At 73.6% G+C, this 13,052-nt stretch carries 14 protein-coding genes; 5 read left to right on the forward strand and 9 right to left on the reverse strand.

The annotated features are described in order from the left end of the window. Positions 1–13: 13 nt before the first annotated feature. From OSR43_RS16475 to OSR43_RS16495, 5 genes are all read right to left on the reverse strand, one after another. The gene (locus OSR43_RS16475; RefSeq protein ID WP_302267779.1) at positions 14–340 is read right to left on the reverse strand and encodes a hypothetical protein; all 327 of its coding nucleotides are present in this window, start codon (positions 338–340) and stop codon (positions 14–16) included. 26 nt (positions 341–366) lie between these two features. Next, positions 367–765, reverse strand: coding sequence for a flagellar export chaperone FliS (gene fliS / locus OSR43_RS16480; RefSeq protein ID WP_302267780.1), 399 nt, complete (start codon positions 763–765; stop codon positions 367–369). A 25-nt stretch (positions 766–790) separates the two neighbouring features. Continuing rightward, positions 791–2,113, reverse strand: a complete 1,323-nt coding sequence (gene fliD, locus OSR43_RS16485) for a flagellar filament capping protein FliD (protein WP_302267781.1) — start codon at positions 2,111–2,113, stop codon at positions 791–793. A gap of 132 nt (positions 2,114–2,245) precedes the next feature. Beyond that, on the reverse strand, positions 2,246–3,373 hold the full coding sequence (locus tag OSR43_RS16490; protein WP_302267782.1) for a flagellin: 1,128 nt from the start codon (positions 3,371–3,373) through the stop codon (positions 2,246–2,248). A 364-nt stretch (positions 3,374–3,737) separates the two neighbouring features. Further along, positions 3,738–4,649 carry a sigma-70 family RNA polymerase sigma factor gene (locus tag OSR43_RS16495; protein WP_302267783.1) on the reverse strand — a complete coding sequence of 304 codons (912 nt, stop codon included), beginning with the start codon at positions 4,647–4,649 and terminating at the stop codon, positions 3,738–3,740. A 289-nt stretch (positions 4,650–4,938) separates the two neighbouring features. On the opposite strand from OSR43_RS16495, the gene OSR43_RS16500 reads away from it, so the two are divergent. Genes OSR43_RS16500 through csrA form a run of 5 tightly spaced genes read left to right on the forward strand, consistent with a single transcriptional unit; the run spans position 4,939 to position 8,330 of the window. Next, complete coding sequence (locus tag OSR43_RS16500) at positions 4,939–5,415, forward strand: flagellar protein FlgN (RefSeq protein ID WP_302267784.1); 477 nt, start codon at positions 4,939–4,941, stop codon at positions 5,413–5,415. Position 5,416: 1 nt separating this feature from the next. Next, positions 5,417–6,796 (forward strand): flagellar hook-associated protein FlgK, encoded by a 1,380-nt coding sequence (gene flgK / locus OSR43_RS16505; RefSeq protein WP_302267785.1) that lies wholly within the window; start codon positions 5,417–5,419, stop codon positions 6,794–6,796. After that, on the forward strand, positions 6,793–7,680 hold the full coding sequence (flgL, locus tag OSR43_RS16510; RefSeq protein WP_302267786.1) for a flagellar hook-associated protein FlgL: 888 nt from the start codon (positions 6,793–6,795) through the stop codon (positions 7,678–7,680). The genes flgK and flgL overlap by 4 nt, the downstream gene beginning before the upstream one ends. Positions 7,681–7,700: 20 nt before the next feature. Beyond that, a complete protein-coding gene (fliW, locus tag OSR43_RS16515; RefSeq protein WP_302267787.1) occupies positions 7,701–8,087 on the forward strand; it encodes a flagellar assembly protein FliW in 387 nt (128 codons plus the stop codon). 9 nt (positions 8,088–8,096) lie between these two features. Then, complete coding sequence (gene csrA, locus OSR43_RS16520; RefSeq protein ID WP_302267788.1) at positions 8,097–8,330, forward strand: carbon storage regulator CsrA; 234 nt, start codon at positions 8,097–8,099, stop codon at positions 8,328–8,330. Between the two features lie 24 nt (positions 8,331–8,354). Here the strand turns inward: csrA and OSR43_RS16525 are convergent, their stop codons facing one another. The 4 genes from OSR43_RS16525 to OSR43_RS16540 form a co-directional block, all read right to left on the reverse strand. Beyond that, positions 8,355–9,191 carry a protein-glutamate O-methyltransferase CheR gene (locus OSR43_RS16525; RefSeq protein WP_302267789.1) on the reverse strand — a complete coding sequence of 279 codons (837 nt, stop codon included), beginning with the start codon at positions 9,189–9,191 and terminating at the stop codon, positions 8,355–8,357. Further along, the gene (locus OSR43_RS16530) at positions 9,188–10,345 is read right to left on the reverse strand and encodes a chemotaxis response regulator protein-glutamate methylesterase (RefSeq protein WP_302267790.1); all 1,158 of its coding nucleotides are present in this window, start codon (positions 10,343–10,345) and stop codon (positions 9,188–9,190) included. The genes OSR43_RS16525 and OSR43_RS16530 overlap by 4 nt, the downstream gene beginning before the upstream one ends. 28 nt (positions 10,346–10,373) lie before the next feature. Next, on the reverse strand, positions 10,374–11,228 hold the full coding sequence (locus OSR43_RS16535) for a hypothetical protein (protein WP_302267792.1): 855 nt from the start codon (positions 11,226–11,228) through the stop codon (positions 10,374–10,376). Between the two features lie 168 nt (positions 11,229–11,396). Then, positions 11,397–13,019 (reverse strand): methyl-accepting chemotaxis protein, encoded by a 1,623-nt coding sequence (locus tag OSR43_RS16540; protein ID WP_302267793.1) that lies wholly within the window; start codon positions 13,017–13,019, stop codon positions 11,397–11,399. Positions 13,020–13,052 lie beyond the last annotated feature (33 nt).

The following is a 13,052-nucleotide window of genomic DNA, read 5'->3' on the forward strand; positions in this document are numbered from 1 at the left end:
TCAGGCAGTCAGGTCAGGCGGTCAGGTCGATGTAGACGGCGCGCGGCTCGGTCGGGCCGGACGTCCGGCCGACGCTCTCGATCACGGCGCGCTGGCGCAGCGTCGCTGCCATCCGGCAGCGGAGGGTGTCGATCACCGACTGCTGGCGGACGACGAGCTCCTCGGCGCGCTGGCGGAGGTCGGGCGGGAGCGGGCCGTACTTCTCCGGCACCTCCCACGGGTCGGCCTCGGCGACGCGGTCGCCCACGCCCAGCGAGCGCTCCACCCGGACGAGGTCGAGCTCCAACCGGTCGAGCGCGACCTCCCACGCCTCCCGGTCGACGTCGCGGCTGAGGGGCATGCCCCCGCGGTCGACCGGCCCCGCGGTCATCCGGCCGCGGCCACGGCCGGCGCGGGGTGCGCCGACTGCATGGCCGCCTCGCGCCAGGTCGCGGCGAGGTCGGTGGCAAGGACCAGGCACTCCTCGGTGACGGCGGTGTCGCGGCTGGTGTTCGCCGAGATCAGCCGGCGGTGCAGGTAGTCGTAGATCGCGGCCAGGCCCGCCGCGCCGTCCCAGACGTCGAGGCGCAGGCTGGTACGCAGCTCGAGAACGATGTCCTGGGCGTGCAGCAGCTGGGTGCTCGCCTCGTCGTGCACCCCGCGGCGCTGGGCCTCGAGACCGCGGGTCACGTCGAGGACCAGGCGGTCGAGCAGCATGACGAGGAGCCGGGCGGGGTCCGCGGTGGACACGGAGGCGCCGAGGTAGGTGTCGCGTGCGTTGGGCATGGGGTGCCTTCCTTCGGGACCGGGGTCAGCTGCTCGAGGACGAGCCGAGGGCGGAGATCTGGCTGGAGAGCCACGAGGACTGGCTGCTCATCGTGCTGAGGGCGGTCTCGAGCGCGGTGAACTGGCGGGTGAGCGCGGTGCGCCGCAGCTCCAGCCGCCGGTCCCACGCCTCGACGCTGTCGGTGAGCCGCTCGATGCCGGCCTTGCGCCCGGTGATCGCGGCGGTCAGGAGACCGGTGTCCTTGTTGCTGGCCGCGTCGGCCGTCTTCTCCACGCGGCTGGCGAACCCGCTGCTGATCGACGCGGCCGTGCCGGCCGGGTCGGCGGTGTAGGCCTTCTTGAAGTCGGCCTCGTTGAACGTGAACGCGCCGTTGCGGTCGATCTGGATCCCGAGCTTCGCGAGCGACTCGTCGCCGCTGCCGAAGACCGTCCCCCGCAGCTGGGACTGGACCGACCGGACGGTGGAGTCGCCGGCGAGCATCCCCCTGCCGGTGCCGGCCGTGCCCGTGCCGTACGTCGTCAGGCCGGTCATCTCGGTGAGCACGGAGTTGAGGCCGTCGACGAGGTCCTTGACCAGCTTGGTGGCACCGGCCTCGTCGCGGGAGACCGTGACCTCGCTGGTGGTGCCCGCCGAGCCGGCAGCGACGGTCACCGTCACGCCAGGCAGCAGGTCGGTGAACGTGTTGGTCGCCGACGTGGTCGTGATCCCGGCGCCGAGGCTGAGCTCGGCGTCCTGCCCGGCGCGCGCGGTCGCGCCCCCGAGCAGGGCGGAGCCGGCGGCGCCGGTGAGCGCGAAGTCCGACGCCTTGCCGGTGGTGGTCGACTCGACCAGCAGCCGGTAGCCGCCGGTGGTGCTGACCAGGCTCGCCCGGACACCGGTCTCGTTCGCCGGGTCGTTGAGCGCGTCGGCGAGCCCCTGGAGGGTCCCGTCCTTGGTGTCGATCGTCTTCGTGGTGCCGTCGAGCCGGTCGAGCCGGACCTGCGTGCCGCCGGCGACGACGACGTCCGCGCGGGCTGCCGTGGACGCGAAGCCGAGCTGGTGGCTCAGCGCCGTCCTCTCGACCTTGATGCTCAGCGACCCGGGCGAGGCGCTGGCCCCGGCGGTCACGGCGACCTTGGGGTCGGTCGACGTCGCGGAGCGGCCGCCCCACTTGGCGGGGTCGGCGGCGGCCTCGGCCTTGGTGACGAGCGAGGCGATCTTCGAGTTGAGGGTCTGCAGCGCGTTGAGCTGCAGCTGCTCGCCGGACAAGCGGGTCTGCACCCGCTGCTGCGGCACCTTCTCCAGCTGCATGAGCTGGTCGACCAGGCTGGCGGAGTCGAACCCGCCCAGCCCGCTGACGCTGGCCATCTGCCTGTCCTCCGTGGATCGTGGCGCCTGGGGTGGTGCGCGCCCCGGCGGGGCGGTGGGTGACCACCCCGCCGGGGTGCGAGCTGAAGGACCCCGGTCACGGCGGCGGTGCCGCCGTGACCAGGGACGGGATCAGCGGAGCAGCGAGAGCACGCCCTGCGGAGCCTGGTTGGCCTGGGCGAGCATCGCGGTGCCGGCCTGCGACAGGATCTGCGAGCGGGTGAAGCTCATCATCTCGCTGGCCATGTCGGTGTCGCGGATCCGGCTCTCGGAGGCCGAGAGGTTCTCCTGCGTCACGTTGAGGTTGTTGATGGTGTGCTCGAACCGGTTCTGCAGCGCACCCAGGTTCGCGCGGGCGGAGGACACCGACTTGATGGCGGCGTCCAGCTTGTCCGTCGAGGCCTTGGCGTTGGTCGCGTTGTTGAGGACCAGGGCGCCGACACCGAGGTCGGTCGAGCCGAAGCCGGCGTTCGCACCCGGCGCGGCGTTCGTCGTGGCCGCGTTCAGGCCTCCACCGACGGTGATGGCGCCGGCCAGGCCGTCCTTCGAGGAGACGACGAGGCCGCCCTTGTCGTCCACCGACGCGGTGTAGTTGGTCTTGAACGCCGCGTCGTTGTTCAGCTCGGTCGCGATGGCGTTGGCGTCCGTCGACGCGGTGAGGGCAGCGGTGGTCGTGACCACGCCGCCGTGCGTGAAGGTGGCCGCCGCGGCGGTCGCCTCCGCGGCGCCGTTGCCCCAGCTGGACTTCGCGCCGCCGGTGCCGGTGGAGGTGATGCTGACCGCGATGGAATCGGTGGCACCGGTGCCGTAGCCGACCTGGAAGTTCTTGTTGGTGTAGTTGCCGTCCAGGAGCGAGACGTTGTTGAACGTCGTGGACGTCGCGATCCGGTCCAGCTCCTTGGCCAGGGCGTCGTTCTCCGACTGGATGGCGGCGCGGGAGTTGGTGTCGTTGCTGTCGTTCGACGCCTGGACCGACAGGTCGCGCATGCGCTGCAGGATCGAGTGCGTCTCGGTGAGCGCGCCCTCAGCGGTCTGCACGACGCTGATGCCGTCCTGGGTGTTGCGGACGGCGACCTTCAGGCCACCGATCTGCGAGCGCAGGCCCTCGGAGATGGCGAGGCCGGCGGCGTCGTCGGCGGCGCGGTTGATGCGGAAGCCGGAGGACAGCTTCTCGAGGGACTTCGACATCTGGCCCTGCGTGACCGAGAGGTTTCGGTACGAGTTCATGGCGTCGATGTTCTGGTTGATGCGGAGACTCATGGTGGTTCCTTCCTGGGTGAGTCGACCTGCTGGAGCCCGTCCGTGGGCTCCGTCGGACGATTGATCGGCACCCGGCGGTGCCGGATGAGCGATTCGGTGAAAGAAGTTCGGCGGGGCTCCCCACGGAGTGCGAGCCCCGGCCGGACCGACGCTCCGATCGGCACGGCCGCGGGCGACCTGAGCGGAACCGGACGGCCGGAGACGCTTCATCAAGGGATGTCGACGAACGGTCGCTCCCCTCGTGGAGCTCACCCGGGGAGGCGGCGACGTCCCTGCATCCCTTGGTGGACCGCCGCGGCACGAACGACGACGCCGCGACCGGCACGAGGGCCGGCCGCGGCGTGCGGCGAGGAGCAGCGAGCGGTCAGGCGGTGGTGTCGAAGACCGGCAGGGTGGCGCGCACGGAGCGCGCGGCGGCGTGCCGCTCGGCGACGGCGGCGACGTACGCGTCGCGGCGGCGGGCGACGCAGCCGTTCGGCTTCGCGTGCGGCTGCAGCCGGTCGGGGTCGAGGGCCGCGTTGAGGGCGTCGCGCAGGAGCACGAGGGCCTCGGCGCGGATCTGGGAGATGCGCGACTCCGTGACCCCGAGCTCGGCGGCGAGCTCGGCCATCGGCCGCTCGTCGATGAAGTAGCCGGTGACCACCGCGCGCAGCCGCTCGGGCAGCTCGACGATCGCCTCCTGGAGGTACTGGAGCCGCTCGGCGACGAGGAGCGCGGCCTCGGGGCCCGGCTCGGTCGAGCTGAGGGAGTCCGCCACGGACCCGTCGGAACCGTCCGGCCCCGCGTTGAGCGACAGCACGCTCGCCCGGGCGACGTCGTCGTCGGAGCGCTGGACCTCGGCCACCTCGAGCCCGAGCGCCTCGGCCACGGCGGCGTTGTCGGGCAGCCGGCCCATCGTCGCGGCCAGCCGCGTCCGCGCCTCCTCGATCTCGCGGCTGCGGCGCCGCACCGAGCGCGACGCCCAGTCGACCGAGCGCAGCTCGTCGAGGATCGCGCCGCGGATGCGCGAGGTGGCGTAGCTGCCGAACGGCACGCCGCGGGCGGGGTCGTAGGACCGCGCCGCCTGGACCAGCGCGGCCAGGCCGGCGGAGCGCAGGTCGTCGCCGTTCACGTGCGACGGGACGCGCGACAGGGTCTCGCGGACGACGTGGGCCACCAGCGGCACGTGGTCGACGGCACGCTGGTCCGCCTCGGCGGTCGTGAGCGCGGGGGTGTGCGCGTCGACGGGGCCGAGGGGCTCGTGGACAAGGGTGGGGGGCGTGATCGGGGGGGTCACGTGGAGGATTCCGTCATACCCAGGGCTCGCCCGCTGGCACTTCCGTCCGTGTCCCCCCGAAATGACCGAGACGGGGGGTGCGTACCACCCGGTACTAGTCCGAACGGGCTATGCGGTGTCGACCGAGAGTCGTGCGGAAGCGGCAATCTCTTTGCCGAACCGCTCAGGACCCCCACCCCCGCGCCGATGGGTCGGCCGTCAGCGGGAAGCCGCCTCCGGCCACGGTCGGCGCGCGGCCCGAGCGAACCAGTGGGGCCCGGCCGGTCAGCCGCGTCGGGCGTGAGGGGCCATGGAGAACCTGTCCGCCACCTTGTGGCACGAGCGCGAGCTGCTGGAGACCCTGCAGTACCACCTCGAGGTGGAGCAGCTGGTCCTCGCCAGCGGCCGCACGACCTGGCTGATGCGCGCCGCGAAGGACGTCGAGAGCGTGCTCGAGCAGCTGCGGACCGCCGAGGTGCTGCGCTCCGCGGAGGCCGACGGCGTCGGCGAGCGTCTCGGCCTCGACCCCGCGCCGACGCTGCAGCAGCTGGTCGACGCGAGCCCCGAGCCGTGGCGCACCATCCTCGCCGAGCACCGCGACGCGCTGACGTCGATGACGCGCGAGATCACCGCGCTCGCCGACAGCAACCGCGACCTGCTCAGCGCCGGCCACCGCTCCGCCCGCGAGACGCTCCTCGCGATCGGCGGCACGACGCTGAGCTACGGCGCCGACGGCAGTGCCGTCACCCAGGTCGACGCCCCCGCCCTCGTGGACAGGACCTTCTGAGATGGCCGGCACCTTCGCCTCGTTCAACACCGGCCTCAGCGCGCTGCGCTACCAGCGCATCGCGATGGACGTGGCCGCCAACAACATCGCCAACGTCACCACCGACGGCTACGTACGCCGCCGCGCGGACGCCGTCTCGACCGGCGCCGCCGTGCAGGCCGCGCTGTGGTCGCGGTCCGACGACACCGCCGGCGGGGTGGCCCTGGGGAGCCTCGACCGGATGGTCGACCCCTTCCTGGACCTGCGCGCGCGCCGCGAGCACGGCAAGCAGGCCTTCCTCGACACCCGGGTGGCCGTGCTGGACCGGGTCGAGAGCGGCATCGGCGAGCCGGGCGACAGCGGCGTGGCCGCGGCGCTCGACGACTTCGCCGCCGCCTGGGCGGACCTCGGCAACCACCCAGAGCGGGAGGCGTCGCGGAGCGCGGTGCTCTCCGCGGGTGCGACGCTCGCCGACGCCGTGCGCGTCCAGGCCGCGAACGTCACCACCGAGATCGAGGACCAGGTCCACCACGCGACCGACCTCGGCGCGGAGATCGACGCGACGGCCGCGAGCCTGGCCGAGGTCAACCGCAGCCTCGCCGCCGCCCAGCTCGACGGCACCGACAGCAACGACCTGCTCGACCGGCGCGACGAGCTCGCGGACCGGCTCTCCACGCTGACCGGCGGCGAGGCGAAGGTCCGCCCCGACGGCGGGATGGACGTGACGGTCAACGGGACCGCCCTCGTCACCGGGTCCACCTCGAGCACCGTCACCGTCAGCGGCGGCAGCGGCGGGGCACCGCTGGTCCTCGGGATCGACGACGGGACCACCACGACGACGGTCCCGACCTCCGCCTGGGGCGGCCGGCTCGGCGCCGTCGCCGAGCTGGTCACCACGACGCTCCCCCAGCACCTCGCCGGGCTGGACGGCGTCGCGGTCACGCTGGCCACGGCGGTCAACACCGCCCACCGGACCGGCTACGGCCTGGACGGCGTCTCGGGTCGTGACTACTTCGCCTACGACCCCGACGGTGCGGCCGGCAGCCTGCGGGTCGCGATCACCTCCCCCGACCAGCTCGGTGTCGCCAAGGTCGCCGGCACCTTCGACGGCTCCAACGCCACGGCCGTCGGCGCGCAGGTGGAGGGCGCCGCGTCGTCGTACCAGCGCCTGGTCAACGGCTTCGGCAGCAGCGTCCAGTCGGCCACCCGCCTGGCGAGCACCCAGCGCCTGGTCACCGCCCAGGTGGAGGGCTCGCGCGAGCAGCTGACCGGCGTCAACCTCGACGAGGAGACGCTCAACCTGGTCGCCGCCCAGCGTGCCTACGAGGCGGCCGCGCGGGTCATCTCGACCGTCGACGCCGTGATCGACACCCTCATCAACCGCACGGGAGTCACCCGATGACGACCTTCCGGGTCACCCAGACCATGCTCGCGAACAGCTCGCTGCGCTCGATGCAGGCCGGGCTCGGCCGGCTGGCCGCCGTCCAGGAGCAGCTCACCACCGGTCGCGTGCTCAACCGGCCCTCGGACTCCCCCACCGACACCACCAGCGCGATGCGCATCCGCTCCTCGCTGGCGCAGGCCGAGCAGCACGCCCGCAACGCCGACGACGCCGAGGGCCGCCTCGGGCTCATCGACACCACCCTGGGCAGCATGACGAGCCAGGTGCGGCGCGCCCGCGAGCTGGTCCAGCAGGGCGTGAACGGCGCGAGCGGTCCCGCCGCCCGCCAGGCGCTGGCCACCGAGATCGACCAGCTGCGGGAGAGCCTGCTCGCCGAGGCGAACACCAGCTACCTGCAGCGGCCGGTCTTCGGCGGCATCACCACCGGGACCGGGGCGTACGACGCGTCCGGGACCTGGGTGGGCACCGCCGGCGCGATCTCCCGGCAGGTCGGCTCCGACGTCACCGTCCGGGTCGACGTGGCCGGCCCGGACGTCTTCGGGGCGGGCGACGACTCGCTCTTCGCGACCCTCGAGGCGGCCTCGACCGCCGTCATCGGTGGCGACCAGGCCGAGATGGACGCCGCCCTGACCAAGCTCGCCGGCCACCTCGACAAGATGGGCGCCACCCAGGCGGTCGTCGGCTCGCGCCAGGCCCAGGTCGAGCGCGCGGTCGTCGCCACCGGCGACGCCAAGCTGGCCCTGATCACGCGCCTCTCCGACGTCGAGAACGTCGACCTGCCCCGGGCACTCGTCGACCTCAAGCTCCAGGAGGTCGCCTACCAGGCGGCCCTGGGCGCGACGGCGCGCGTGACCCAGCCCAGCCTGCTCGACTTCCTCCGCTGAGCCCGTGGGAGGCTGCTGACATGTCCGACATCCCGGTGATCGAGCTGGTGCACCCCCTGCCGGGCTTCCCCGACGAGCGGCGCTTCACCCTCGTCGAGCTCGACGAGGACGGCGTGCTGTGCGCGCTGCGCTCGCTCGAGGACCCCGAGCTGCGCTTCCTCGTGGCGCCCCCCGGCCCGTTCTTCCCCGACTACGCACCCGTCGTGGACGACGCCACGGTCGCCGACCTGGAGATCTCCGCGGTCGAGGACGTCGTCGTCCTCCTCGTGCTCACCCCCGGCGGCTCGCTGCAGGAGACCACCGCGAACCTGCGCGCCCCGCTCGTGCTCAACACGAGCACCCGCCGCGCCTGCCAGGTGATCCTCGAGGACACCGCCCTGTCCGTCACCACGCCGCTCGTCGCGTAGCCTGCTGCCGTGCTGGTTCTGAGCCGTCGGGTCGGCGAGAGCGTCGTCATCGGCGACTCCGTGACCGTCACCGTCCTCGACGTCCGTGGCGACGTCGTCCGGATCGGGATCGACGCGCCCCGCTCGGTGTCGGTCAACCGCGCCGAGCTGCTCGCCGAGCTCGAGTCGAGCAACCGGGCCGCGGCCTCCCCGGCCGAGGCGACCGTCTCGGCCCTCGCCGAGCAGCTGCGCCAGCGCCGCTGACCCTCTCCCGCGCAGGCAGGCCGCTCAGGCCACGCCGCTGCGGGTCGCCGGCTTCGGACGGTAGATCGAGGAGCGGCCCGCGGGGACGCGCTCCCAGGAGTCGTCGACGCCCGTGGTCATCTCGGCCGCGCCGAGGAACAGGTAGCCGTCGGGCGCCAGCACCCGGCTGACCCGGCGCAGGATGTCGCGCTTGGTCGCCAGGTCGAAGTAGATGAGCACGTTGCGCAGCATGACCACGTCGAAGCCACCCATCGGCGGGAACGGCCGGACCAGGTTGAGGGTCCGGAAGCTCACCCGCGCGGCGACCTGCGGGTCCACCCGCCACCCGACGCCGGCGCGCTGGAAGTAGCGCACCAGCGTGGTCGCCGGGAGGCCGCGGTTGACCTCGAGCTGGGAGTACTCCCCCGTCCGCGCGCGCTGCACCATCTCCTCCGACAGGTCGGTGGCGACGATCTCGACGCGGTGCTGGGCGACCGCGGGGGTGTCCTGGACGACCATCGAGACGCTGTACGGCTCCTGCCCGCTCGAGCAGGCGGCGCACCAGACCCGGATGGGCCGGCCGGCGCGGCGCGCGGCCAGCTCGGGCAGCACCACCTGCTTGAGGGCGGTGAAGGGCTCGGAGTCGCGGAACCACGACGTCTCGTTGGTGGTGAGCGCCTCGACCACGGCCCGGACCGCCGCCGGCGTACGCCGCCGCTCGAGGTCGCCGACGTAGGCGTCGACGTCCGCGTGACCGCCGGCGCGGGCCAGCGGGAGCAGCCGCGACTCCACGAGGTACTCCTTGCCGGCGGCGAGCACGATCGCGCTCTCGGACCGGACCAGGTCGGCGACGAAGCCGAACGTGCGGGGACTGATGCTCATCGGGTGGCTCCTGCAGCGGGGACGGCGGTGCGCTGCGGGGCGAGCCTGCGCACCACCTCGGGGGCGATGTCGGTGAGGGGCAGCACGAGCTCGGCGAGGCCGGCGCCGGCGACGGCGCCGGGCATCCCCCACACGACCGAGGTGGCCTGGTCCTGGGCGAGCACGCTGCCGCCGGCGTCGACGAGGGCGCGTGCGCCGCGGCAGCCGTCCTGGCCCATGCCGGTGAGGACGACCCCGAGGGCCGCGCCCCCGACCACCTCCACCGCGGAGCGGAGGAGGACGTCGACGGCGGGGCGGCAGTAGTTCTCGGGCGGCTCCTGGGAGAGCCGGACCGCCAGCCGGCCGGGACGACCGGTCACGTGCAGGTGGTGGTCACCCGGTGCGATGGTCACGGTGCCGGGGAGCAGCGGCTGGCCGTGCTCGGCCTCCACGACCCGCGCGGCCACGTTGCGGTCCAGCCGCGCGGCGAGCTGGCGGGTGAACAGCGGCGGCATGTGCTGGACGACCACGACGGGCACCGGGAGGAGCGGCAGCGCGGCGAGCAACGTCCCGAGCGCCTCCGGTCCCCCGGTCGAGCTGCCGACGAGGACGACGCGGTGGCCACCCGCCGGGGCGGGCCGGGCCGGGCGCAGTGCCACCGGCCGCACCTCGCTGGCCGGCGCCGGCCGAGGGCCGGCGGCGTCGGGGCGGGCGGAGCGGTGGTGCGGGACCAGGGACTTGATCCGCGGGATGAGCGCGTCGCGGACCTGCTCCATCGACCGGCCGACGCTGCCGACGTTCGCCGGCTTGGCGACGTAGTCGGAGGCGCCCGCGGCCAGCGCGTCGAGGGTCGCGACGGCGCCGCGCTCGGTGAGGGTGCTGAACATGATGACCGGCACCTTGTTGCCGGTGGCGCGGATGCGGCGCACCGCCTCGATGCCGTCCACCTCCGGCATCTCGATGTCCATGGTGACCAGGTCCGGGCGGAGCGCCTCGACCTTCTCGACGCCGGCCCGTCCGTTGACGGCGGTGCCGACCACCTCGATCTCCGGGTCGGCGGCCAGCAGGCCGCTCACCAGCCGTCGGATCACCACCGAGTCGTCGACGACCAGCACCTTGATCACGTCGCACCCGCCCCTTCGCCCGGCCCGGCCGTCGCGGGTCCCCTCCTCCATCGGCCGACGGGCGCCGGACCTGAGGTCGCTAGCCCGTGGCGCGCCGGACGTCCTGCCAGGCGGCGAGCAGCACCTCGGCGTCCGCCTCGTCGAGCAGGTCGACGGCGGTGAGCGCCTGAACCGTGCCGGACACCGCGTTCCAGAGGCCGTACGCCGCGTCGCGGGCGGTCAGGCCGCCGCGCTGGAAGGCGACCGCGGCGGCGAGCTGGGCGTCGGCCGCGACCCGCAGCCGCTCGGTGACCGCCAGCACCCAGGTGGCGCGGTGCATGGCCGGCGCCCACAGCCCCGTCCGGGGCCGGAGCCGGTCGACCATGTCGCGCCAGGCGCGCCGCGCGGCGTCGTCGCTCGCGGCGATCGCGCCGAGGACGTCGTCGACCACCGGCAGCCCGACCGGGACCGTGTGGTCGCGGACGCCGACGCCCGAGCGGAGCAGCGCCGTCACCATCCCCCGCCGCTGCTCCGGCGCCAGCGACTCCTCGAGGTAGCACGCGAGCGCGGCGTCGGCGAGCACGTCGGCGGCTCCGGACGCCGAGGGGTCCTGCACCGCGAGGTCGCCGCTGCGCACCCACGTCCGCTCGAGCGCGTCGTGGCGCAGGAACCGCTCGAGCGCGGCCGCGTCACCGAGCAGCGACGTCTCCAGGCTGCGCAGCGCGACTCCGGCACGGGCGAGCTCGTCGGCCGTGCGCGTGCGTCCGGCCGGGACCGACGCGGCCCCCGCCCACCGGGCTCGCGCCAGGTCGCCGGGATGCCGCGCGGCGAGGGCGGCGAGGTCGGCGTCCGTGCACGCGAGCGCCGTGCGCAGGACCGCTGCGGCGCGTGCCCCGCCCGGCAGCCGGACCAGGTCGAAGCCGAGCGCCGACATGCCCACCAGGGTGTACGGCACCTCTCACCCCTCCTCGTCACGCCGACGGTCTCGAGCGACCCGGTACCCGCACCCGCGGGCCTCGGACGGCCGCCCCTTCCAGGAACGCACCGGGCCGGCCGGACCCCATGGTCCGGCCGGCCCGGTCGTCGTGCCCCCGCCCCGGTCCGGAGCGGGGCCTGCCGCTGCTCAGGCCTTGAAGTAGGCCACCGACCCGCGCAGCTCGGCGGCCATCCGCGAGAGCTCGTCGACGGCGATGCGCGACTGGCTCATCGCCTCGGTGGTCGACACGGCGGCCTGGCTCACTCCGGCGATGTTGGAGGCGATCTCGTTGCCACCCGTCGCAGCCTCAGCCACGTTGCGCGACATCTCGTTCGTCGTCGCCGTCTGCTCCTCCACCGCCGAGGCGATCGTCAGCTGGTAGTCATTGATCGAGGTGATGATCGAAGCGATCTCACCGATCGCCTCCACCGCACCACCGGTATCACCCTGGATCGCCTCCACCCGACGAGCGATGTCCTCGGTCGCCCGCGCCGTCTCCTGCGCCAGCTCCTTCACCTCGTTGGCCACCACCGCGAAACCCTTGCCCGCCTCACCAGCACGAGCCGCCTCGATCGTCGCGTTCAACGCCAACAAGTTCGTCTGCTCCGCGATCGAGGTGATCACCTTCACCACGTTCCCGATCTCCTGGCTCGACGTCCCCAGCTTCGCCACCGTCTCGTTCGTCAGCTCCACCGACGCCACCGCCTGCGAAGCCACCCGAGCCGCCTCGTTCGCCGACTGCGCGATCTCCCGGATCGAAGCACCCATCTGCTCAGCACCAGCCGCCACCGTCGACACGTTCCGCGACACCTCCTCCGCAGCACCCGAGACCACACCCGCCTGCACCGACGTCTCCTCCGCACCCGCAGCGATCTGCTGCGAGGAGGCGGAGAGCTGCTCCGACGCCGCGGCCACCGCGTCCGCCGAGCCGCTGATGGAGGCCATCAGCTCCCGCAGCCGGGCCGTGGCGGCGTCCATCCCGGTCGCCATCTGGCCGAGCTCGTCACGGCTGGCGACGTCGGCGCGCCGGGTCAGGTCGCCCTCGGCGAGCGCGTCGATGACCGCCTTGACGCGGCCGGTGTTGCGCGCGACGGCACGAGCGACGGCCCAGCCGAGCGCGAGCGCCAGCGCGAGACCGACCAGCAGGACGAGGATCATCGTGGTCCGCGTCGAGGAGTAGGAGTCCTCGATGGCCGCGACCGCCTCCGCGCCGGTGGTCCGCTCGTGCTCGAGCAGCGTCTCGACCGCGTCGCCCATCTCGGAGGTCAGCGGGCTGACCCGCTGCTCGTTCATGGCCGACCACGCCCGGGTGCGACCGGCGAGCGCGAGCGCCGCCATGTCGGTGGTCTGGATCTCCATGTACTCCTCCGCGACCACCTCGAGGTCGTCGAAGACCGGCTGCACCTCGGCGTCGATGCCGGTGACGTCGTAGGCGTCGGCGGCCTCGAGGAACGTCCGGTACGCCGCGTCGAGCTCCTCCAGCGCGGCCTGCTTGTCGGCGCGGGAGGTCTTGATGACCGTGTCGCGTGCCCGCAGCCGCATGTCGCCGACGGCGATCTGCATGTCCGCGGCGGTGTCGACGCCCAACAGGTTCTTGGAGTACAGCAGGCGGGCGTCGTCCGTCGTCGCCCCGAGCGAGCGGATCCCGTTGACCCCCACCACCGTGGCCACCAGGGCGGCGACCGCGACGGCGGTGAGGATCTTGGTGCGGATCGAGAGGTCGGCGAACCGCTGCACCGGCGAGCGGCGGGCGGGGGTCGTGCTGGTCATGTGGTTGCTCCTGTGGCAGGGGGTGGATCGTCG

Source organism: Nocardioides sp. Arc9.136, assembly GCF_030506255.1.
Lineage (GTDB): Bacteria > Actinomycetota > Actinomycetes > Propionibacteriales > Nocardioidaceae > Nocardioides.

Coding starts and splice junctions, on each gene's coding strand:
- OSR43_RS16475 (WP_302267779.1), bottom strand. CDS start 340: ATGCCCCTCAGCCGCGACGTCGACCGGGAGGCGTGGGAGGTCGCGCTC.
- fliS (WP_302267780.1), bottom strand. CDS start 765: ATGCCCAACGCACGCGACACCTACCTCGGCGCCTCCGTGTCCACCGCG.
- fliD (WP_302267781.1), bottom strand. CDS start 2,113: ATGGCCAGCGTCAGCGGGCTGGGCGGGTTCGACTCCGCCAGCCTGGTC.
- OSR43_RS16490 (WP_302267782.1), bottom strand. CDS start 3,373: ATGAGTCTCCGCATCAACCAGAACATCGACGCCATGAACTCGTACCGA.
- OSR43_RS16500 (WP_302267784.1), top strand. CDS start 4,939: ATGGAGAACCTGTCCGCCACCTTGTGGCACGAGCGCGAGCTGCTGGAG.
- flgK (WP_302267785.1), top strand. CDS start 5,417: ATGGCCGGCACCTTCGCCTCGTTCAACACCGGCCTCAGCGCGCTGCGC.
- flgL (WP_302267786.1), top strand. CDS start 6,793: ATGACGACCTTCCGGGTCACCCAGACCATGCTCGCGAACAGCTCGCTG.
- fliW (WP_302267787.1), top strand. CDS start 7,701: ATGTCCGACATCCCGGTGATCGAGCTGGTGCACCCCCTGCCGGGCTTC.
- OSR43_RS16525 (WP_302267789.1), bottom strand. CDS start 9,191: ATGAGCATCAGTCCCCGCACGTTCGGCTTCGTCGCCGACCTGGTCCGG.
- OSR43_RS16530 (WP_302267790.1), bottom strand. CDS start 10,345: ATGGAGGAGGGGACCCGCGACGGCCGGGCCGGGCGAAGGGGCGGGTGC.
- OSR43_RS16540 (WP_302267793.1), bottom strand. CDS start 13,019: ATGACCAGCACGACCCCCGCCCGCCGCTCGCCGGTGCAGCGGTTCGCC.